Raw genomic sequence first — 21324 nt, forward strand, 5'->3', positions numbered from 1 at the left:
CTTGCGCCGCGCGAGTCCTGCGGTCATGGAGCGGGCATGTCGGAATTCGAACAGCGCAACATCGCCCTTCTCATCGATTCGGATAACGCGAGCCCATCGGGGATCGACCCGGTCCTGACCGTCCTCGCCGAGCTCGGCCAGGTCAATATCCGCCGGGCCTATGGCAATTGGCGCAAGACCAGCCTCAAGGGCTGGATCGACCTGATGCATCGCTATGGCATCGAACCGCAGCAGCAGTTCGACATAACCAAGGGCAAGAACGCCACAGACATGAAGATGACCATCGATGCGATGGACCTGCTTTATCGCGGGCGCGTCCACGGCTTCGGCATCATGAGTTCGGACAGCGATTTCATGCCGCTGGCGATGCGGATCCGGCAGGAAGGCCTGCCCGTCTACGGTTTCGGCGGTGCCAAGACACCCGACGCGTTCCGCCAGGCCTGCACCCGCTTCATCGATGTCAACGCGCTGATCAAGGCGGAGAAGGACAGCCGCAAGGAAGGCGGACCGAGCAAGGAATCGAATGTCCTCGACAAGGAACTGCTCGATCTCCTGTTCGATGCCTATGCAGCCAGCAAGCGCGACGACAAGGGTTACGCCAATTTGTCCGAAGTCGGTCAGCGCGCGGGCAATCGGTCGAGCTTCGACACCCGCAATTACGGCTTTGCCCGCCTCACCGATCTGATCGAGACGATCCCCAATTTTTCGGTCGAACGCCGCGCCAACGGCCAGAGCTTCGTCAAGCGGTTGCGTTGACGAAAAAAGGGGCGCGAACCGCAGTCCGCGCCCTTCCTATTAGATTCGAGCTAAACGCTCTTACATCGTGCCTGCAGCCTGCTGCGCGGTGTAGATCGCCCAAAGATTGGCGATCGGCTTGCGCGCGCCTTCGACCTTGTTGAAGGTCGCTTCGGCCTCGGCAAATTTGCCCTGGTCGAACTGGGCGATCCCAAGGCGGGTCATGATCATCGCCGTATTGGCACCCGGAACGGTCAGCGCCTTCGTGTAGAAGGTTTCCGCATCCGCCGGGCGTTCTTGGCTGAGCAACGTGTCACCGGCCGCGAGGACGGTATTGATCGTAGCGCCCGCCTTGTTCGCATCGGCCATCAGCCCATCCATGTCGGCCCGGTCGGCTGCCGCGCGTTCGGCGGCCTGGCGGCGGGTATCGGTTACATAGGGATCGGTCTGGTCGAGCATACCGTTGGCGTAGCCCTCGTCGATCACCGAAACGACTTCGGCGGGAAGACGGCGATAATCGGCCGCATCGACATATTCGAGGTAGAGCTTGCCGTCGCGCAGCACACCAACCCGCTGGCCAAGACGCAGAAGGTCGAGGATTTCGGGGTTCTCATAGCCACCGGTATTCAGCAGGATGGCGACCGCATCGCCCCAGCTGTCCTCACCCGGGTACTGGGTGACGTACCACGCCGAATACTTGTTGGCTTCCGCATTGAGGTTGTTGTTGTATGCCTGCGCGAGACCGCGTTTCAGCCATGCTTCATCGATTGTTTCACCAGCCGCAACCCTGGCGTTGATGAGGTCGCTCAGATATGTAAGCCCCTGCTGCGCCTGATCTTCCGCGAAGTAGCTTTCCGCAACGAAGATCAGCGGATCGTTGTCGGTATAGCCCGCGTCTGCCGAGGCCTGGAAGTAGGGCCGAGCCTTACCATAGTCGTTCGCCGCATAGGCGAGCTGCCCGGCAACGAAATTGAACTGGCCGATGTTTTCTTCGGGCACATTGCCGCTCTGCAGCATCAGTTCCATGCCCTGCAAAGCGACCACCTGGTCCTGCTGCTTGGCAGCGTTCGCATAGATGAAGCTACCCGCCGCATAGCGGTCGTCATTGTTTTCGGTCGCTGCTATGAGGCCCGGAAAGCCAGCCTTGAGCGCGGGATAATCGAGCGGTTCGGTGGCCGCGATAACTTCGAGCGGCTGGTAGGTTGCGATGAATGTCTTCGAATATTTCGGCTTCGGCTTCTTCTGCGCGAATGCTGGTGTTTCAATAGCCGCGGTGCCGATGACACCGCCGGTTGCCAGAGCGATGGCCAGAGCGAAGGTCGAAGCTGCGCCGTTCTTGCGGGCGAGACGAGTGAAAATCATGTGGTAAACTCCCAAGAGTGAAAAGGGGGCTGAGCGCGCCGGGCGCCGATATGAAAAGGTCTGGGCGGGACATGCCGCGTGCGGGCGCTCATTGCAAATTCTTCTACCGGAACGGGGCTGAACACGCATTGAATGCGCCTTCGCCCCGTGGTTCATGGTTACTATTCGCGACTGCACCACCCATATGTGGAAAAAGCGCGCGAAACCGGGCTTTGGTTCCCGCTCGCGAGTGGCGCTAGGGCGCCCTTTCGCCTAGGCTCCAAACCATCAGAACATAAGCATTTCGCAGTACGGAAACACATCTTGTCCGACGATACCGATCTTCTCGATAATCCCGCTCCCGGCGGTGAAGAATACGCGCGCATCGACATCGTCGATGAAATGAAAACCAGCTATCTCGATTACGCGATGAGCGTGATCGTGAGCCGGGCGCTCCCTGATGTGCGTGACGGGCTCAAGCCAGTCCACCGGCGCATTCTCTTCGCCAGCCAGGAAGGCGGCTTCGTCGCCGGGCGCCCCTATCGCAAGAGCGCCAAGATCGTCGGCGACGTGATGGGTAACTATCACCCGCATGGCGATTCCGCGATCTACGATGCGCTGGCGCGCATGACGCAGGACTGGTCGCTGCGGGTCCCGCTGATCGACGGTCAGGGCAATTTCGGCTCGATGGATCCCGATCCGCCTGCCAGCATGCGCTATACCGAAGCGCGGCTGGCGCGGGTTGCCAACTCGCTGCTCGACGATCTCGACAAGGACACGGTCGACTTCTCCGACAATTACGACGGCTCGCGCCGCGAACCCACGGTGCTCCCGGCGCGTTTCCCGAACCTGCTGGTCAACGGCGCGGGCGGCATCGCGGTCGGCATGGCGACCAATATCCCGCCACATAATCTGGGCGAAGTGATCGACGGCTGTCTCGCCTTTATCGAGAATCCCGCGATTACCTCCGAAGAACTGTTCGAGATCATTCCGGGACCGGATTTCCCCACTTCCCCGCTTATCCTCGGCAAATCCGGCGCGCGCTCGGCCTATACCACCGGGCGTGGGTCGATCCTCCAGCGTGCCCGCCACGAGATCGAGACCAAGGGCAACCGCCAGTCGATCGTGCTGACGTCGATCCCCTATCAGGTCGGCAAGAACGCATTGGTCGAGAAGATCGCCGAAGCCGCGAAGGAAAAGCGGATCGAAGGCGTCTCCGACATCCGGGACGAATCGAGCCGTGAAGGCGTGCGGATGGTCGTCGACCTCAAGCGCGATGCTTCCCCCGAAGTCGTGCTTAACCAGATCTGGCGCTATACCCCGGCGCAGGCGAGCTTCCCCGCCAATATGCTGGCCATCCGCGGCGGCCGCCCCGAAGTGCTGACGCTGCGCGACTTTATCCAGGCCTTCATCACCTTCCGCGAAGAGGTCATCACCCGGCGGACCAAGTTCGAACTGAACAAGGCCCGCGAACGCGCGCACATCTTACTCGGCCTGGTCGTTGCCGTGTCCAACCTCGACGAGGTTGTGGCAATGATCCGCAGTTCGCCCAATCCGGCAGAGGCACGCGCCAAGCTGCTCGTCAAGGAATGGCCGATCGGCGATATCGCGCAATATATCGCGCTTGTCGAAGCGATCGAGCCGACCGACGAACAATCGGGCGGGACCTATCGCCTGTCCGAACGGCAGGTCAAAGCCATCCTCGATCTGCGGCTGCATCGCCTTACCGCGCTGGGCCGTGACGAGATCGGCGACGAACTCAAGGAACTCAGCCTCGCGATCGAGGAATATCTCTCGATCCTCGCCGATCGCGTAAAGCTTTACGACGTTCTGCGCGAGGAACTTGAAGAGATCCGCAACACCTATGCCACACCTCGCATCAGCGAAATCGCGCCTGCGTGGGACGGGATCGAGGACGAAGACCTGATCGAGCGTGAGGAGATGGTGGTTACCGTCACCCATGGCGGGTACATCAAGCGCACCCCGCTCGATGCCTTCCGCGCCCAGGCGCGCGGCGGCAAGGGCCGCAGCGGAATGGCCACCAAGGAAGAAGACGCGGTCGTCGAAATGTTCGTCACTTCGACGCATAACCCCGTGCTTTTCTTCACCAATACTGGCCGGGTCTATCGCATGAAGGTGTGGAAGCTGCCCGAAGGCGGACCGCAGACCAAGGGCCGCCCGATGGTCAACCTGTTGCCACTCGGCGACGAGGAACGCGTTACCAACGTTCTTCCTCTGCCCGAAGACGAAAGCGAATGGAGCACGCTCAACATCGTTTTCGCCACCGAACAGGGCATGGTGCGGCGCAATTCGATGGATGCCTTCACCAACGTGCCCAGCAATGGCAAATACGCCATGGGCTTTGTCGAAGGCAGCGGTGACCGGCTCATCGGCGTGCGGTTGCTCAAGAAAGACCAGGAAATCTTCCTTGCGTCGGATGCTGGCAAGGCGATCCGTTTCTCGGCTACCGATGCGCGCGAGACCAAGAGCCGGACCGGGATCGGCGTACGCGGCATGAAGCTCAAGGATGGCCAGAAGGTCGTCTCGATGGCGGTGCTCGAAACCGGCGAACGCGATACCGATGTGCGCGATGCCTATCTCCGCGCCGCCGACTGGAAGAACAACGAGAACACCCCGACGCTCGACGAGGCGAAGGTTGCCGAGATGGCCGAGGCGGAGGAATTCATCCTGACGCTGACCGCCAATGGCTATGGCAAGATCTCGACCGCGTACGAATATCGCACCACCGGGCGCGGCGGTCAGGGGCTGACCAATATCGGCGAACCGACGAGCAATCCGGATCGCAATGGTCCGGTCGTCGCCAGCTTCCCCGTACGCCACGGCATGCAGTTGATGCTGGTGACCGACCGGGCGAAACTGATCCGCCTGCCGCTGCAGTTCCGCCACATGCTCGAAGACGGCTTCGAGACGCATGAAGGCTATTCGATCTCGGGACGCGGATCTTCGGGCGTGCGTATCTTCAATGTCGCCAAGGGTGAACAAATCGTCGGCGCCGCGCGCATCGACGAGACCGAGGAACCCGAGAACGAGGCGGAAGAGGCGGTGGCGGACGAAATCGCCGACCGCGGCGGGCTCGACAAGACCGAGCCTTACACCACTGTGCATTCGGACAAGAACATCGACGAGGAACCGGGCGGCTAGTCGCACGCCCCTCTGTCGATCAACCTTCCAGCCCGCGTCCGGCCCAGCGCCGTGCGCGGGCTGTTTGCTTCGACCTGTCAGCCTATTGCGCTGTCATGATCCTTGCGGAGCGTCTGGACCACACCGACCGCTATAAGGAACTGGGCCCCGTAATAGAGCGGCCAGATCAGCCAGCCGGTGACCGGATCGGGTAGCACGGCGGCCTCGCGGGCGAAGATCAGCAAGTCGCTGACGACGAACATGACTGCGCCCAGGCCCACCCGATAACGCGGAAAGCGGCTGGTCCATGCCGCCGCTGCCATCGCGCCGACAATGGCCGAATAGCCCGTCGCAACCAGCCAGTTCTCGATGGGGTAGGTCATCAGCGCTGCGATCAGCGGCGTCAGCACCAGCAGGCTCAGCCCCGCAAGCGCCTGGCTCGGACTGGCCTTGCCGCGCCGGTTGCGCAGATAGAGCATGATCGCGATGGCATGCCCGATCGCGAACAGTGCGCCGCCGATCAGGAAGCTGGTTTCCAGCGCGATGTCGCCCATCGCACCAAACGCCAGGGCCGCCGCAATCAGCGCCCCGTCGGACCCGCGCCCGCGAAAGGCGGCATAGACGGCGAGGAAAGCGACCCCCGCCCCCTTCCACAGCATCAACCAGATGCCGCCGATCGGCGCGTCGCTCACGAAGAAATAGCTGATCCCGGCGATCAGGCTGATGAGTAACCAGGGGCGATGATCGACGAGGGCACGGTGCGGCATGGCGCGACGCTAGGCCTTGTCGAACCGCCCATGCAAGCATTAGGGCGCGCGCGATGACCCATGATATCCACATAATCGGCGGCGGCCTCGCGGGGAGCGAAGCTGCATGGCAGCTCGCACGCCGCGGCTACCGCGTCCGCCTGTCCGAAATGCGCGGCAGCGGCGAGATGACGCCCGCCCACCAGACCGACGGCCTCGCCGAACTCGTGTGCTCGAACAGCTTCCGCTCGGACGATGATACCAAGAACGCCGTCGGCCTGTTGCATCACGAAATGCGCCGGCTCGACAGCTTGGTCATGCGCGCAGGCGAAATGGCGCGCGTGCCCGCAGGCTCGGCCATGGCGGTCGACCGCGATGTCTTTTCTGCCGAGGTGCAGCGCACGCTGGAGGAGCATCCCAACGTCACCGTTGTGCGCGAGCGGGTCGACGCGCTGCCCGCTTCGGGGCCGACGATCGTCGCCACCGGGCCGCTGACCGCGCAGTCGCTGGCTGAAAGCATCGTCGGCGCCACCGGGCAGGACCGTCTGGCGTTCTTCGATGCGATCGCGCCGATCATCCATCGCGATAGCGTCGATATGGACATCTGCTGGATCCAGTCGCGCTGGAACAAGCGCACCGAGGCCTCGAACGAGGAGGGCGATTACATCAATTGCCCGATGACCAAGGACCAGTACCTCGCGTTCCACCAGGGCTTGATCGATGGCGAGAAGACCGAGTTTCGCGAATGGGAAGCGGACACGCCCTACTTCGATGGCTGTATGCCGATTGAGGTGATGGCCGCGCGCGGGGTCGATACGCTGCGCTTCGGTCCGATGAAGCCGGTCGGGCTGGATAACCCCCGCGATACTACGCCCGAATTCCCGCAGGGCCGCTGGCCGCACGCGGTGGTCCAGCTGCGGCAGGACAACAAGCTGGGCACACTGTGGAACATGGTCGGTTTTCAGACCAAGCTCAAATATGGCGCGCAGATCGAACTGTTCCGCACGATCCCGGGGCTCGCCAACGCCGAGTTCGCGCGGCTTGGCGGGCTACACCGCAACACCTTTATCAACTCCCCGCTCGTGCTCGACGGGCAATTGCGCCTCAAGGGCGGCGAACACATCCGCTTTGCCGGCCAGATCACCGGCTGCGAAGGCTATGTCGAAAGTTCGGCAGTCGGGCTGATGGCCGGGCTGATGGCGGCCGCAGAGCTGGCAGGCCGGGACTGGACCGCGCCGCCGCGGACCACTGCGTTCGGCGCGCTGCTCGCCCACATCACCGGCGATGCCCAGGTCGACACCTTCCAGCCGATGAATGTCAATTTCGGCCTGTTCCCGCCGCTGCACGATGTCGGCAAGAAGGTGCGCAAGGAAGCCTATACCTCGCGCGCTAAGGAAGACTTCGGCACGTGGGTCGCGGATAGCGAAGCGGTACCCGCCTAGCAGGCGCAGCGGCGTGTCTTCTTCGGCTTCGGCGCGGTTGTGGCAAACTCGCCCGGGGTCAGTTGATTGTCGGCATCGGCATCCGCGCCTTCGAACTTGTCGACGGTGGCGACCGCCCATTCCTCGAAGTCGAGGAGGTTGTTGCCATCGGTATCGAGCTTGCGGAACCCGGCGGTCCGGCTCGACAGCATTTCGGTCCGCGTGATCCGCCAGTCGCGATTGCGGTCATAGCGGAAGAAGCGGCGCTGTTCCTTGGTCAAATCGGTGGATTCAGGCGGTGCGGGTCCCACCAGATCGCCGGGATCGGAAGCGGGGACCTCGGGTAGCGGTTCGGGAGTCTCCACCGGCTGCGGCGGCGGTGCCCCGCGTTCGACCTGTGCCCTGCCCTGCCACCAGAACGCGCCCAGCCCGACAAGGGCCAGCGCCACCAGGGCTCCGAGGACCATCCGGCTCATGGAAACGCACCTCCTTCGACCGTTGGCCTTTGACTAGCGCCCAACCATGCCCAACCGCAAGGCCACCAATGGGCTGAAACGATCGCCCAGCATCGCAGCGCCGCCGCTGCGCAGCGATCGCCGTGCCAACCCGCCGATCACGGCGAGCGGTCGCATGGTGCGGGGTAGCTGGAGCGACTGGCGAGCATGGGACACGCCCTGTTCGAGCGCATGGGACCGCTCACCCTCCGCCTGCGCATGAATGGCGAGATCGGCGAAAGCCCACAGCTTGCCTGCCCGCTCCGCCTCGGGCGCATGGTCCGGGTGCGAAAGCAGGTGGACCAGCCCGCTCGCCAGTTCTCCCCGCCCCTCGACGAAGCGCATCATATCCGCTTCGGCAAGCGGTCGGTCACCAAGCAGCGCTTCCCAGCCATCGACCAGCGCCAGCAACGCCGCCTCGCGGCCATGCCAGCGCTGTCCGATCAGATCGAGCAGCGGGTCGCCGCGTGGCCGATCATCGATCGGTTTGCCCAATTGGTCACGCCACCAGGCGAGCCGGACCTGACCGAGCAGGGGCTCGCTCGCCCCCAGCACCATCCGCCCGATCCGCCCGTCGAGAGCCAGCGCGGCAAGCCACGGATCGCGATTCGTGCCGGTGCTGGCGAATGCGATCCGCGAAACCTCCGGCAGTTCTTCCTGCAGATCGTCCATTCCGGAGGAGCCGCTGCTCACGTCAGTCGCGATAGCAGACCTTCTTCACCGCCTGCACGATGCGCGGCGTGTCGATCAGCGCCAGTTTCTCGAGATTGGCCGCATAGGGCAGTGGAACGTCCTCGTCGCACACGCGGGTGACCGGCGCATCGAGATGGTCGAAGCCCTCTTCCATGCAGATCGCGATCACTTCGGATGCGATCGAACAGGTCGGCCAGCCTTCTTCGGCAATGACCAGTCGATTGGTCTTCGCCAGCGAGGCGAGCACCGTCTCCTTGTCGAGCGGGCGGAGCGTGCGCAGGTCGATGACCTCGGCGTCGATACCCTCCTCGGCGAGTTCCTCAGCCGCTTCAAGCGCGAGGCCGACGGCAATCGAATAGGCGACGATGGTGACATCCGCCCCTTCGCGCATGATCCGCGCCTTGCCGATCGGCAGGACGTAATCGTCGAGATCAGGGACGTCGAAGCTGCGCCCGTAGACCAGCTCGTTCTCGAGGAAGACCACCGGGTCCTCGCAGCGGATCGCGGCCTTCATCAGGCCCTTGGCATCGGCGGCATCGTAGGGTGCGATGACGATCAGGCCGGGGACGCTGGCGTACCACGGGCCGAAGTTCTGACTGTGCTGCGCGCCGACCCGGCTGGCCGCGCCATTGGGGCCGCGGAAGACCACCGGGCAGCGCATCTGGCCGCCCGACATGTAATTGGTCTTGGCCGCCGAGTTGATGATGTGATCGATCGCCTGCATGGCGAAGTTGAAGGTCATGAACTCGACGATCGGGCGCAAACCGCCCATCGCCGCGCCCGTCCCGATACCGGCAAAACCATATTCGGTAATCGGCGTATCGATCACGCGCTTGGGGCCGAATTCATCAAGTAGGCCCTGGGTGACCTTATAGGCACCCTGGTACTCGGCGACTTCCTCGCCCATCACGAAGACGCGCTCGTCCGAACGCATTTCCTCGGCCATGCCGTCGCGCAGTGCTTCGCGCACCGTCGTGGAGGTGAAGCCGGTTCCCTCGGGCACGTCGGGGTCCTTTACATCGGTCTTGCGCGCGGGCTTGGTGATCTCCGCCTCGCTCGGCTCGCGGCCGACATCCTTGCCTTCACCCGGCGTATCGTCGACCGGCGCGCTGGAGGCGGGCGCTTCGATATCGGACGCGTCCTCCCCTTCGACGGCGAGCATGGCGATAACCGTGCCGACCTTCACGCCTTCGGTGCCTTCTTCGATCAGGATCTTGCCGAGCGTGCCTTCATCGACCGCTTCGAATTCCATCGTCGCCTTGTCGGTTTCGATCTCGGCAATGATGTCGCCGGCGACGATTTCGTCACCTTCGGCCTTGAGCCATTTGGCCAGCGTGCCTTCTTCCATCGTGGGTGACAGTGCGGGCATTTTGAGTTCGATCGCCATCGCTCAATACTCCCCGACCAGGACATCGGTGTAGAGTTCGCCCGCTTCGGGTTCGGGAGAGCTTTCGGCAAAATCGGCGGCCTGGGTCACAGTCTTGCGAATATCCTTGTCGATCGCCTTGAGCTCGTCCTCGGTCGAACCATTTTCGAGCAGCAGCTTCTTGATCGCCTCGATCGGGTCCTTGTGCTCACGCACGTCCTGCACTTCCTCGCGCGTGCGATATTTCGCCGGGTCCGACATCGAATGCCCGCGATAGCGATAGGTATTGCATTCCATCAGCACCGGGCCCTTGCCCTCGCGCACATGCTGGAAGGCGATCTCGGCTGCCTGCCGCACTTCGAGCACGTCCATGCCGTTCACTTCCATTCCGGGAATGCGGAAGGCAGTGCCGCGGCGATGGAACTCGGTCTCGGCCGAGCTGCGCCCGACCGCAGTGCCCATGGCGTACTGGTTGTTCTCGACCACGAAGACGATCGGCAGTTTCCACAGCGCCGCCATGTTCATGGTTTCGTAGACCTGGCCCTGGTTGGCCGCACCATCGCCGAAATAGGCGAGGCACAGGCCGCCATCGGCATTGTACTGATGCGCAAGCGCCAACCCGCCGCCCAGCGCCACCTGGGCGCCGACGATGCCGTGGCCGCCGTAGAATTTGTGCTCGGTCGAGAACATGTGCATCGACCCGCCCTTGCCCTTGGAAATGCCCGCTTCGCGGCCGGTCAGTTCGGCCATGATGACCTTGGGGTCGAGGCCGTAGGCGAGCATGTGCCCGTGGTCGCGATAGCCGGTAATGACGCTGTCCTTGTCGCCGTCGAGCGCGGACTGGAGACCGATCGCAACCGCTTCCTGGCCAATATAGAGATGGCAGAACCCGCCGATCAGGCCGAGGCCATAAAGCTGGCCGGCGCGCTCCTCGAAGCGGCGGATCAGCAGCATCTGCTCGTAGAAGTGGAGCATCTGCTCCTTGCTCGCGTCGAAGCGCTTCTTCTCCTCGAGCGACTCCTGCAGCGAATGGAGGATGAAGTCGGTGTCCTCTGCGGGCGACTTCGTAGCGGTCTTCTTGCTCCGGGGGGCTTTTGCCAAGACTTCGGATCCTTGTTCTTCCGGGGAGGAATATCGTTGCGCCTATAGGCACAGGCAAGCGACCCGCGCAACGGGGCAGCGCGTATGCATACGTAGCCCTTACGGAATGCAAGCGTTTCCGCTCGCTTAGTCGTCGAGCTTGATCACGACTTCATCAGGGTGGACGACGTTGAGCTGGCTGCGCAGCAATTCGCCCACCATGTCCGGATCGGCATGATCGGGATGCAGCAGCGCAACACGATTCTCAAGTGCCGTGCGCTCCGCCTGCAGGGTCGCCAGCTGGGCTTCCCGCTTGTCGAGCAGGCGCAGGTTTTCGCTCCACGCCAGCAGTCCTGAAGGACCGGCGATCGCGAGGCCGCCCATGACCAGCAGCGCTGCCAGCGCAGCATGCTGCGTGACCTTCGCCCTCTGAATCGCTGCCATGGAGCTCATACGTCGCATAATTTCACAGAATCACAGTTAACCGCCGCGCGCAAGGCAATTCGCGTGAGCGCGAACCGCTCGTCGCACATGCAGAACTGCGCGTGGCGGACACCGGCACGTTCCTTGACTTCATCAGCCTGGAGGCGTAACTAGTTTCTATTGAAACCAACCGCAAATGCAGAGGATTGCAATGCCCGATCTCTTCGAAAACCCAATCGGCCTCGACGGCTTCGAATTCGTCGAATTCTGCGCACCTGAAAAGGGCGTTGTGGAACCGGTTTTCAAAGCGATGGGCTTCACCCACGTCGCATCGCATCGCTCGAAGGACGTCGATCTCTGGCGTCAGGGGCAGATCAACCTGATCCTCAATTACGAACCGCGTAGCGCGGCATGGTTCTTTGCCCGCGAGCATGGCCCCTCGGCCTGTGGGATGGGTTTCCGCGTCCGCGATGCGAAGAAGGCCTATGACGAACTGCTGGCGCGCGGCGCAGAGCCGGTCGCGGTCGAGACCGGCGCGATGGAACTGCGTATCCCTGCAATCCGCGGGATCGGCGGGGCAATCGTCTATCTGATCGACCGTTATGAAGACGAGAATGGCGAGGGGCTGTCGATCTACGACATCGACTTCGACTATCTCGAAGGTGTCGATCATCACCCGGTCGGTGCGGGCTTCAACGTGATCGATCACCTGACGCACAACGTCTACAACGGCCGCATGAAATATTGGGCGGATTATTACGAGACGCTGTTCAACTTCCGCGAAATCCGCTTCTTCGACATCAAGGGCGAATATACCGGCCTGACCTCGAAGGCGCTGACCGCGCCCGATGGCAAGATCCGTATCCCGCTCAACGAGGAAGGCGAAGGCGGCAAGGGCCAGATCGAAGAGTTCCTGCGCGAGTTCAACGGCGAAGGCATCCAGCACATCGCGTTGATCTGCGACGATCTGCTTGCCTGCTGGGACAATCTCAAGGACCTCGGCGTGCCCTTCATGACCGCACCGCCCGAAACCTATTACGAAATGCTCGCCGAGCGCCTCCCCGACCACGGCGAGGACGTCGACTCGCTCAAGATGCGCGGCATCCTGCTCGACGGCACCACCGAAGGCGGCCAGCCGCGCCTGCTGCTGCAGATTTTCGCCGAGGCCCAAGTCGGGCCGGTGTTCTTCGAATTCATCCAGCGCAAGGGTGACGAAGGCTTTGGCGAAGGCAATTTCAAGGCGCTCTTCGAAAGCATGGAACGCGACCAGATCAAGCGCGGCGTCCTGAGCGTGGACGAGGCGCAGACCGCCGAGACGGAGCTGGCCGAATGAGCGAAGTCACCGAACACCCCGTCAAGCTGGGCGGCGTCCATCACGCCGCCTATCGCTGCAAGGACGCGAAAGAGACCGTCGAATGGTACGGCAAGGTCCTCGGCATGGACTACACTACCGCTTTTGCCGAAGACCATGTGCCTTCGACCGGCGAATACGATCCCTACATGCACGTGTTCCTCGACGCGGGTAACGGCAATATCCTCGCCTTCTTCGAACTGCCCAACCAGCAGGACATGGGCCGCGACGAGAACACCCCCGCCTGGGTCCAGCATCTCGCGTTCAAGGTAGGCAGCGAAGCCGAACTGCTTGCCGCCAAGGAGCATGTCGAGAGCCTCGGCATCGACGTGCTCGGACCGACGCATCACGGGATCTTCAAGTCGATCTATTTCTTCGACCCGAACGGGCACCGCGTCGAACTCGCGACCGATATCGGTACCGACGAGCAGTATGCCGAGCTCAAGCGTGTCGCGCCGATGATGCTCGATGAGTGGAGCGAAACCAAGAAAGCGCCGCGCCACGCGGACTGGTTGCACGAGCTTGCCCGCAAGGAACATGGGGTCGGCTGACCCCTTCCAGACCGGAACCTCACCCTTTGTGTTGCGTTGCAGCGCAAAGGGAGTTCCGCTTTCGTGAATTACATCGTTACGCTGCGCGAACAGTTGCAGGAGATGGGTCAGGGTTTCGTCGAAGCCCTCCCCACCCTTGCGATCGCGGTTTTCGTCGTCTTTCTCACCTGGATCATTGCGCGCTTCGCCGCACGTATATCCGATGTGATCGTTGGCCGGACCGAACTGCGCACCAGCCTCAAGACGCTGATCGACACTCTGGTAAAGCTGGCCATCTGGATCATCGGCCTGTTCATCGCGGCGATTGTGGTGATGCCCGACCTGACCTTCGCCAGCCTGCTCGCCGGGCTGGGCATCGGCGCGGTGGCGATCGGTTTCGCCTTCCAGGACATTTTCGAGAACTTCCTCGCCGGCGTGCTCATCATGGTGCGCGAGAAAATGCGTATCGGCGATGTCATCGAATGCGACGACATCACCGGCAAAGTCGAGCATATCACCTTGCGCGAAACGCATATCCGCAAGCTGTCGGGTGAACTGACCGTCGTTCCCAACTCGATCCTGTTCAAGAACCCGGTGGAAATCATAACCGATCGCGACGAACGCCGCCACGAGGTCGTGGTCGGTGTTTCCTACGATACGCAGCTCGACCATGCCGCAAACGTGATCCGCCGCGCGGTCGAGGGGCTTGAGGATGTGCTGGCGAGCAAGGGCGTGGACATCTTCGCGCAGGAGTTCAATTCGAGCTCGGTCGATTTCCTGGTCCGCTGGTGGGCGGGTTCGACTCCGCGCGATGGCTGGGAAAGCAAGGACAAGGTCGTTCGCGCGATCAAGGCTGCGCTGGATGAGGCGGGGATCGAGATCCCCTTCCCCTATGTCACGCACACCTTCAAGGAAACGGTCCCGGTCAGTCACTTGGGTGACACCCGCCGCAAGACACCGTAAGGTTTCGAATCAAGACCGGCTTATCGGTCGCCTTTGGAGGAGAGACCGATGCAGATCCTGCGCACGCCCGCCGAACGTTTTGCCGATATTCCCGATTATCCCTTCGCCGAACATTGGTTCGAGGTCGATCTCGGCGGCGGGCAGACCGCGCGACAGCACTATGTCGACGAAGGGCCGCGCGATGCCCCGCCGGTGCTGCTGTTCCATGGCGAGCCGAGCTGGTCGTTCCTCTATCGCAAAATGATCCCCATTCTCGCCGATGCGGGCTTTCGGGTGCTCGCGCCCGACCTCATCGGCTTCGGCAAGAGCGACAAGCCGGACGATATCTCGTTCTACACCTATGCCCGCCATGTCGATTGGCTGAAACAATGGCGCACCGCCATAGAACCGCGTCCGGCGGCGCTGTTCTGCCAGGATTGGGGCGGACTGCTGGGCCTGCGCATGGTCGCGCACGACCCCGACCTGTTCGCCTGCGTCGTCGCCAGCAACACCTTCCTCCCCGCAGGCGGTACGCCCAGCAAGGCGTTCCTCGCATGGCGCGAATTCGCCCGCAGTTCGCCCGACTTCCATATTGGCGCACTGCTTGACCGGGCCACGGCGACCGCGCGCAGCGAAGCCGAGATCGCCGCCTATGATGCCCCTTACCCCGACGAGCCCTCGAAAGCAGGCGCACGCGCCTTTCCCGCGCTGGTCCCCGTCGCCGACGGCATGCCCGGGGTCGAGGACAACAAGCAAGCATGGCCCGCCCTTGCGGCTTACGACCAGCCGTTCCTGACCCTGTTCGGCGAAGACGATCCGATCACCAAGGGTAGCGAGAAGTTCCTGATCGAGCGGATCGCGGGCGCCCACGACCAACCCCACCGCACGCTGCCGACCTGCGGCCATTTCTGCCAGGAAGACCAGCCCGAATTGCTCGCGCAGGGGCTCATCGACATGGCGCGCAAGGCGGGTCACCTCGCTTGAACCAAACCGCGCGGCTGACCGGCGCCCAGGAAACCTCGCTCGCCATCGCGGCGGCGGTGGTGACGGCGAACGCCTACTACATCCATCCGATAATCGCGCTGGTCGCCGATTATTTCGGTGTCAGTCATGCGCGGATCGGGCTGGTCCCCGCGCTCAACCAGCTGGCGCTGGCGGTGGGCATCTTCATGCTGCTGCCGCTGGGTGACCGGATATCCAACCGCCGGCTGACGATCGCCTTCGCCACCGGGCAGACCGTGTGTCTCGCGATCATGACGCTGGCGCAGGAATTCACGCTGTTCGTCATCGGGTCGACCCTGCTCGGCTATTTCACCATCGCGCCTTATCTACTGCCCGCCTACGCCTCCAAACGCGTCGCGCCCGAGCGGCTTGGGCAGGTCACCGCCAAACTGACCGCGGGGGTCATCCTCGGCATTCTCGTGGCGCGCGTCGGCGCGGGGGTGATCGCCGAACATTTCGGCTGGCGCGCGGTCTACTGGATCGCGACCGGGCTGATGCTGGCAATCACCATCGCATTGCCGCGCCTGATGGAGGGCGGCGAACGGTCTGCCAGTCACCGTCAGTCGTACCCCAGCCTGCTCTTTTCGGTTTTCCCGCTGATTGGCAAACATCGCGAGATCCTGCTCGCCGGCGCGATTCAGGGGCTCAATTTCGCGCAGTTCATCGCGCTCTGGCTGGGCCTTGCGCTGTACCTGACCTCGCCCGCGATGGGCTATGGCACCGATACGGTCGGCTATCTCGCCGGACTTGCTGCGGTGAGCATCTTTTCCACCCCGCGGCTGGGCCGCTGGTCGGACGCGGTCGGCCCGCGCAAGGCGCGCATGATCTTCGCCTTTATCCAGCTTGGCGGGATCGCGCTGCTGTGGCCGCTGGGCGGAACCTTGTGGGGCCTGCTGGTGCCGCTGTTCGTCACCAACCTCGTCGGCCCCGGGATAGACGTGACCGGCAGGATGACTTTCCTCGCGCTCGATCCGGCGATCCGCACGCGGCTGACCACCATCTATGTCGTCATCATGTTTATCGGCGGCGGATTGGGCAGTTATGCCGGAACGGTCGCTTATGACGCCTATGGCTGGGCCGGAACCTGCGCCTTGCTCGGGCTGTGCTCGGTGGCGCTGACCAGCCTGGCGATGCTGGCTCGCCGCTACGGCAGATAGTGGTGCGCCCGACAGGATAGGCGCCTGCGGCGCCGTCTCCGCTGCGCTCCGACTCCGAACGAGGCTCGCTCCCGATGCGCCGAACCACATAAGGCGGCCCGTCACCGGACCGCCTCATGTGGTGCGCCCGACAGGATTCGAACCTGTGGCCCCCAGATTAGGAATCTGATGCTCTATCCGACTGAGCTACGGGCGCGGCCTCTCCCCGTATAGCGGCTCGGACTCGCGGTGCAATCAGTTGAGTTCGTCGGGCGGCGCGACCGGGACGAGCAGCGGTGCGACCGAAATGCCCTCGGCAACCATGTCTTCGGCTTCGTCGCGCGTGGCGCGGCCGTGGATCGGCGCTTCGTCGGTCTCGCCATAATGCATCTCGCGCGCCTTCTCGGCGAATTTGTCGCCTACCCACGTGCTGCTTTCGAGCGCCTTGCTCTGCGCCCGCGCAAGCGTTTCGAAGGCCTTCTTGACCTCGACCGGCATGTCTCCCTTGGCCAGTTGCGTGGCGTCTTCCATGACCGCTTCGCGCATGCTGCCTTTTGCGGGCACAGATGGAGCCATCGGCGCCTTGCCGATCTCTTCGCTCCCGCATTGCGGGCAGCTCAGCAGTCCCTCGGCCTGCTGCGCGGCGTAATCATCCGACGAGGCGAACCAGCCCTCGAACCGGTGGCCTTCGCTGCAGGAGAGGTCGAAAACGATCATGACGGCGGCCTAATTGGCGATTTCACGGCGGTTGGCAAGGCTTGGCACCTGCGCGCGGACCTCGGCAATACGGGCAAGATCGAAGTCCGCAAAACCCAGCCCCGGCTGTTCGCCGCCCATATCGAGCAGCACCTCGCCCCAGGGATCGACCACCAGGCTGTGGCCATAGGTCCGGCGCCCATCGGCATGCTCGCCCACCTGCGACGCCGCGACCACGAAGGCGCTGGCCTCGATCGCGCGGGCACGCTGAAGGACGTGCCAATGCGCGGTGCCGGTAGGGACCGTGAAGGCGGCAGGGATAGCGATGCAGTCGCATTGCGCTTGCCCAAGGGCGTCGAACAGTGCGGGAAAGCGGATGTCGTAGCAAACCGTCAGGCCAAGCCGGCCGACCGGCGTATTCTCGACACTCGTCACGTGATCGCCTGCACGATAAGCATTGGATTCCCGCCAGCTCTCGCCGCTGGCAAGGTCCACGTCGAACATATGGATCTTGTCGTAGCGCGCCGCGATCCGGCCCTCGGGGTCGATCACGAAAGCGCGATTGGCCCAGCGGCCATCGCCGATATCGACTGCGAGCGAACCGAGCGAAACCCAGATGCCTGCGCGGGCAGCCGCATCGCGCACACGCACCAGCGCCAGCGTCTCATCTTCCTCGGCGATGCTCTGGGCGGCCCGTTTCCGGTCGCGATCGAGCAGGCCCGACATCTCGGGAGTGAATAGCATTGCCGCACCTTCGCCCGCCGCCTGCGCCACGGCTTCCTCGAGCGCGACTGCGTTGATCTCGGGCTCGATCCCCGAGGTCATCTGGAGGACGGCGATCCGCGGCATCAGCCGCCCAGCAGCGCGTCGAGCTTGCCCTGGCGTTCGAGCGCGGCGAGTTCGTCGGAGCCGCCGACATGCGTATCGCCGACGAAAATCTGCGGGACGGTCATCGCGCCGGGCGCGCGCTCGCGCATTTCGTCACGCTTGGGCCCGCCCATGGTGATGTCGAATTCGGCATAATCCACGCCCTTTTCATCGAGCAGGCGCTTGGCCCGGTAGCAATATCCGCACCCGAATTTGGTATAGATGTCGACTTGGGGCTGGCTCATGGAAATCCTCTTGTTTTCAGCGTCGAAGCTAGCGCGCGCGGGAGAGACTTGAAAGCCAAAACCGCGTGCCTATCTCGAATGGGCCGCCACGATGTCCGGGGCGGCGACGGGGTGCCGAATGCGGGCCCCGCCATCATAGAATCGCTCAACAGAGGATTTGTTTCGATGAACCGTATGGACCTTACCCCTTTTCGTCGCTCCACCGTCGGCTTCGACCGCGTGTTCGACCTGATGGAACGCCAGGCACGCAACGCCGGCGGCGACAATTACCCCCCCTTCAATATCGAGCGCCGCGGTGACGATGACTACCGCATCACGCTGGCCGTGGCCGGTTTCCGCTCGGGCGATCTCGACATCGTCGCGCAGCAGAACCTGCTGGTCGTGACCGGCAAGAAGCGCGACGAGCTGAACGAAGGCGAGATGCTGCATCTGGGCATTGCCAACCGCGGCTTCGAACGGCGTTTCGAGCTGGCCGACTATGTCCGGGTCGACAATGCCGATCTGGCCGATGGCCTCCTCGTAATCGACCTCGTGCGCGAAGTGCCCGATGCGATGAAGCCCAAGAAGATCGCAATCGGCGCGCAGAAGCCGCTCGAAGTGGTCAAGGATGACGAGGACGGCGACAGCCAGGCCGCCTGATCCTGTGATCAGACAAGAAGCATAGCAGAGGTATAGGGGGCGGAACTTGGGTTCCGCCCCCGCGACGTAAACGCCGCCCTACCTCGACATCGACCGTCCGGGTCGCAGAAGACAGCCGTCATCGAGGCCAGCCCCATCGCCTGTTAGCGAAGCGCATATCTCGAAGAGCCGCACCCGAGGGCGCGGAAGACCGTTATTCTGCAACAGTTATATCAAAAGATAAACCCGCCTCGCGGCGGCGAACCGATTTTGTCGCGTTGTTACAAGCGCTTGAAAATCATAGTCCAAGGAATTCAGAAACTTGCCCTGAAACTCCCAATCACGGCGATTTAAACAAGCCGGGCCTGCTCGAGCGCTGCGCCGACAAAACCGGCAAACAGCGGGTGCGGATCGAATGGGCGGGACTTCAATTCCGGATGGAACTGGACCCCGACGAACCACGGATGATCGGGACGTTCGACGATTTCGGGCAGCAGGCCATCGGGCGACATGCCCGAGAAGATCAGGCCCTGCTTCTCCAGCGGCTCGATATAGGCGCCGTTGACCTCGTAGCGGTGACGATGCCGCTCGGAGATGCTGGTCGCGCCGCCATAGATGTTCGACACATGGCTGTTGGCTGCCAGCTTGGCCTCATAGGCGCCAAGCCGCATGGTCCCGCCAAGGTCGCCGCCGGCTTCGCGTGTCTGCAGGCCCTCTTCGCTCATCCATTCGGTGATGATCCCCACCACCGGCTCGTCGGTTTCGCCGAATTCGGTCGAGGATGCGGCAGCGTGCCCTGCCGTGCGGGCCGCATCGATGCAGGCCATCTGCATGCCGAGACAGATGCCGAAGAAGGGTACCTTGCGTTCGCGCGCAAAGCGTACCGCGGCGATCTTGCCCTCGCTTCCACGCTCACCGAAACCGCCGGGGACGAGGATCGCGTGCATCGGCTCGAGCCGCGCGGCGATTTCCGCATCGTCGCCCTCGAACACCTCGGCATCGATCCACTTGATGTTGACCTTGACGCGGTGCGCCATGCCGCCGTGGACCAGTGCTTCGTTGAGCGACTTGTAGGCGTCCTGCAGCCCGACATACTTGCCGATCACGCCGATGGTGACTTCGCCATCGGGGTTCGAATGGCGGTCGACCACATCGTACCAGCGCGACAGATCGGGATCGGGCGCATCGGTAATACCGAAGGCGCGCAGGACTTCGGTATCGAGCCCCTCGCCGTGATATTGCAGCGGCACCGAATAGATCGACGGCGCATCGAGCGCTGGAATGACCGCTTCGGCGCGGACATTACAGAACTGCGCAATCTTGCGCCGCTCGCTGTCGGGAATCGGATGTTCGGCGCGGCACAGCAGCACGTCGGGCTTGATCCCGAGGCTGGCGAGTTCGCGGACCGAGTGCTGGGTGGGCTTGGTCTTAAGCTCGCCGGCAGCGGCGATATAGGGCACCAGCGTCACATGGACGCTGAGCGTCTGCCACGGCTCGAGCTCGTTCCGCAGCTGGCGGATTGCCTCCATGAACGGCAGGCCTTCGATATCGCCGACCGTCCCGCCGATTTCGCACAGGATGAAATCGTGATCGTCTTGCCCTGCAAGCGCGAAGTCCTTGATCTCGTCGGTGACGTGCGGGACCACCTGCACCGTCGCGCCGAGATAGTCGCCGCGGCGTTCCTTGGCGATGATGTCCTGGTAGATCCGGCCCGAGGTGATGTTGTCGCCCTGATGCGCCGACACGCCGGTGAAGCGTTCGTAATGGCCGAGATCGAGATCGGTTTCGGCCCCGTCATCGGTCACATAGACCTCGCCGTGCTGATAGGGGGACATCGTCCCCGGATCGACATTGAGATAGGGGTCGAATTTCCGGATACGGACCTTGTAGCCACGCGCCTGGAGAAGGCCGGCAAGCGATGCTGCCATGAGACCTTTGCCAAGCGAGGAGACCACGCCGCCGGTGATAAATATATACCGCGCCATGGGTGTCGGGCCTTAAGCTGAGGGGGTGAGTCGGGGCAAGCGCAAACACATGCAAATCGCGCCGCTAGCACGGCGCAATCCACAGTCCTGCGATGTATCGTTCGTTATTCGGTCGCGTCGCCGAGCGGATCGGTGCTGGTCGGTGCGGCTTCGCCAGTGGTCGCCGGGCCAAGCGGATCGGCCGGCGCGGCCGGAGTAACCGAGCGGTCGAGCGTCGATTCGATCGCATCGCTACCGGTCGTCTCGACTGCAACCGCGGCCAGCGCGATCGACAGGACGACGAACAGCACTGCCAGCCATTTGGTCGAGCGCGTGAGGAAGTCCGCTGCCCCGCGTGCGCTCAGCATGCCCGACGGGCTGCCGCCGATGCCGAGGCCGCCCCCTTCGGAGCGCTGCATCAGGATGACGCCGACAAGCGCGGCTGCGACGATCGCCTGGACGACAGTGAGGAAGAGAAACATGCGGATACTCTTGGAACTGGTATTGCTGGGCTCACGCGCATCTAGGCGCGC

General features: G+C 63.1%; 21 protein-coding genes and 1 tRNA gene. 9 read left to right on the forward strand and 13 right to left on the reverse strand.

The annotated features are described in order from the left end of the window. Window positions 1-36 precede the first annotated feature (36 nt). A complete protein-coding gene (locus tag N6L26_RS04635) occupies window positions 37-756 on the forward strand; it encodes an NYN domain-containing protein (protein WP_263606865.1) in 720 nt (239 codons plus the stop codon). 60 nt (window positions 757-816) lie between these two features. On the opposite strand, the gene N6L26_RS04640 is transcribed toward N6L26_RS04635, so the two are convergent. Further along, window positions 817-2097: a tetratricopeptide repeat protein gene (locus tag N6L26_RS04640; protein ID WP_263606866.1), complete on the reverse strand. Its 1281-nt coding sequence runs from the start codon at window positions 2095-2097 to the stop codon at window positions 817-819. Window positions 2098-2400: 303 nt separating this feature from the next. Between N6L26_RS04640 and gyrA the strand changes: the two genes are divergently transcribed. Next, window positions 2401-5238: a DNA gyrase subunit A gene (gyrA, locus tag N6L26_RS04645; protein WP_263606867.1), complete on the forward strand. Its 2838-nt coding sequence runs from the start codon at window positions 2401-2403 to the stop codon at window positions 5236-5238. 77 nt (window positions 5239-5315) lie between these two features. On the opposite strand, the gene N6L26_RS04650 is transcribed toward gyrA, so the two are convergent. Further along, window positions 5316-5984 (reverse strand): lysoplasmalogenase, encoded by a 669-nt coding sequence (locus N6L26_RS04650; RefSeq protein WP_263606868.1) that lies wholly within the window; start codon window positions 5982-5984, stop codon window positions 5316-5318. A gap of 53 nt (window positions 5985-6037) precedes the next feature. On the opposite strand from N6L26_RS04650, the gene trmFO reads away from it, so the two are divergent. Beyond that, complete coding sequence (gene trmFO / locus N6L26_RS04655; protein WP_263606869.1) at window positions 6038-7405, forward strand: methylenetetrahydrofolate--tRNA-(uracil(54)-C(5))-methyltransferase (FADH(2)-oxidizing) TrmFO; 1368 nt, start codon at window positions 6038-6040, stop codon at window positions 7403-7405. On the opposite strand, the gene N6L26_RS04660 is transcribed toward trmFO, so the two are convergent. The 5 genes from N6L26_RS04660 to N6L26_RS04680 form a co-directional block, all read right to left on the reverse strand. Next, window positions 7402-7860: an EF-hand domain-containing protein gene (locus tag N6L26_RS04660; RefSeq protein WP_263606870.1), complete on the reverse strand. Its 459-nt coding sequence runs from the start codon at window positions 7858-7860 to the stop codon at window positions 7402-7404. The genes trmFO and N6L26_RS04660 overlap by 4 nt on opposite strands. A 33-nt stretch (window positions 7861-7893) precedes the next feature. Then, the gene (locus N6L26_RS04665) at window positions 7894-8550 is read right to left on the reverse strand and encodes a hypothetical protein (protein ID WP_263606871.1); all 657 of its coding nucleotides are present in this window, start codon (window positions 8548-8550) and stop codon (window positions 7894-7896) included. A gap of 22 nt (window positions 8551-8572) precedes the next feature. Next, on the reverse strand, window positions 8573-9958 hold the full coding sequence (locus N6L26_RS04670; RefSeq protein WP_263606872.1) for a pyruvate dehydrogenase complex E1 component subunit beta: 1386 nt from the start codon (window positions 9956-9958) through the stop codon (window positions 8573-8575). Between the two features lie 3 nt (window positions 9959-9961). Beyond that, window positions 9962-11038, reverse strand: a complete 1077-nt coding sequence (gene pdhA, locus N6L26_RS04675; RefSeq protein WP_263606873.1) for a pyruvate dehydrogenase (acetyl-transferring) E1 component subunit alpha — start codon at window positions 11036-11038, stop codon at window positions 9962-9964. A 126-nt stretch (window positions 11039-11164) separates the two neighbouring features. Beyond that, the gene (locus N6L26_RS04680) at window positions 11165-11461 is read right to left on the reverse strand and encodes an FtsB family cell division protein (protein ID WP_263606874.1); all 297 of its coding nucleotides are present in this window, start codon (window positions 11459-11461) and stop codon (window positions 11165-11167) included. A 190-nt stretch (window positions 11462-11651) separates the two neighbouring features. Between N6L26_RS04680 and hppD the strand changes: the two genes are divergently transcribed. The 5 genes from hppD (at window position 11652) to N6L26_RS04705 (ending at window position 16422) form a co-directional block, all read left to right on the forward strand. Next, on the forward strand, window positions 11652-12773 hold the full coding sequence (gene hppD / locus N6L26_RS04685; protein WP_263606875.1) for a 4-hydroxyphenylpyruvate dioxygenase: 1122 nt from the start codon (window positions 11652-11654) through the stop codon (window positions 12771-12773). Further along, window positions 12770-13342 carry a VOC family protein gene (locus N6L26_RS04690; RefSeq protein ID WP_263606876.1) on the forward strand — a complete coding sequence of 191 codons (573 nt, stop codon included), beginning with the start codon at window positions 12770-12772 and terminating at the stop codon, window positions 13340-13342. Before hppD ends, N6L26_RS04690 begins: the two co-directional genes overlap by 4 nt. A 63-nt stretch (window positions 13343-13405) precedes the next feature. Further along, complete coding sequence (locus N6L26_RS04695; protein ID WP_263606877.1) at window positions 13406-14284, forward strand: mechanosensitive ion channel family protein; 879 nt, start codon at window positions 13406-13408, stop codon at window positions 14282-14284. A gap of 48 nt (window positions 14285-14332) precedes the next feature. Further along, entirely contained in the window at window positions 14333-15247 is a 915-nt protein-coding gene (locus N6L26_RS04700) for a haloalkane dehalogenase (RefSeq protein ID WP_263606878.1), read from the forward strand. Further along, window positions 15244-16422, forward strand: a complete 1179-nt coding sequence (locus tag N6L26_RS04705) for an MFS transporter (RefSeq protein WP_263606879.1) — start codon at window positions 15244-15246, stop codon at window positions 16420-16422. Before N6L26_RS04700 ends, N6L26_RS04705 begins: the two co-directional genes overlap by 4 nt. Before the next feature lie 119 nt (window positions 16423-16541). Here N6L26_RS04705 and N6L26_RS04710 read toward each other — a convergent pair. The 4 genes from N6L26_RS04710 to grxC form a co-directional block, all read right to left on the reverse strand. Continuing rightward, a tRNA-Arg gene (locus tag N6L26_RS04710) sits at window positions 16542-16618 on the reverse strand. Window positions 16619-16656: 38 nt separating this feature from the next. After that, window positions 16657-17118, reverse strand: a complete 462-nt coding sequence (locus N6L26_RS04715; protein ID WP_263606880.1) for a DUF1178 family protein — start codon at window positions 17116-17118, stop codon at window positions 16657-16659. Window positions 17119-17127: 9 nt separating this feature from the next. Continuing rightward, the gene (locus tag N6L26_RS04720) at window positions 17128-17946 is read right to left on the reverse strand and encodes a carbon-nitrogen hydrolase family protein (RefSeq protein WP_263606881.1); all 819 of its coding nucleotides are present in this window, start codon (window positions 17944-17946) and stop codon (window positions 17128-17130) included. Continuing rightward, window positions 17946-18209: a glutaredoxin 3 gene (gene grxC, locus N6L26_RS04725; protein ID WP_263606882.1), complete on the reverse strand. Its 264-nt coding sequence runs from the start codon at window positions 18207-18209 to the stop codon at window positions 17946-17948. Before grxC ends, N6L26_RS04720 begins: the two co-directional genes overlap by 1 nt. 165 nt (window positions 18210-18374) lie before the next feature. Here grxC and N6L26_RS04730 point away from each other — a divergent pair, with 165 nt between their 5' ends. Further along, complete coding sequence (locus N6L26_RS04730) at window positions 18375-18848, forward strand: Hsp20 family protein (protein ID WP_263606883.1); 474 nt, start codon at window positions 18375-18377, stop codon at window positions 18846-18848. A 329-nt stretch (window positions 18849-19177) separates the two neighbouring features. Here the strand turns inward: N6L26_RS04730 and N6L26_RS04735 are convergent, their stop codons facing one another. Further along, the gene (locus tag N6L26_RS04735; RefSeq protein ID WP_263606885.1) at window positions 19178-20812 is read right to left on the reverse strand and encodes a CTP synthase; all 1635 of its coding nucleotides are present in this window, start codon (window positions 20810-20812) and stop codon (window positions 19178-19180) included. 104 nt (window positions 20813-20916) lie between these two features. Further along, complete coding sequence (gene secG / locus N6L26_RS04740; RefSeq protein ID WP_263606886.1) at window positions 20917-21273, reverse strand: preprotein translocase subunit SecG; 357 nt, start codon at window positions 21271-21273, stop codon at window positions 20917-20919. Window positions 21274-21324 lie beyond the last annotated feature (51 nt).

This window comes from Qipengyuania sp. SS22 (genome assembly GCF_025736935.1).
Lineage (GTDB): Bacteria > Pseudomonadota > Alphaproteobacteria > Sphingomonadales > Sphingomonadaceae > Qipengyuania.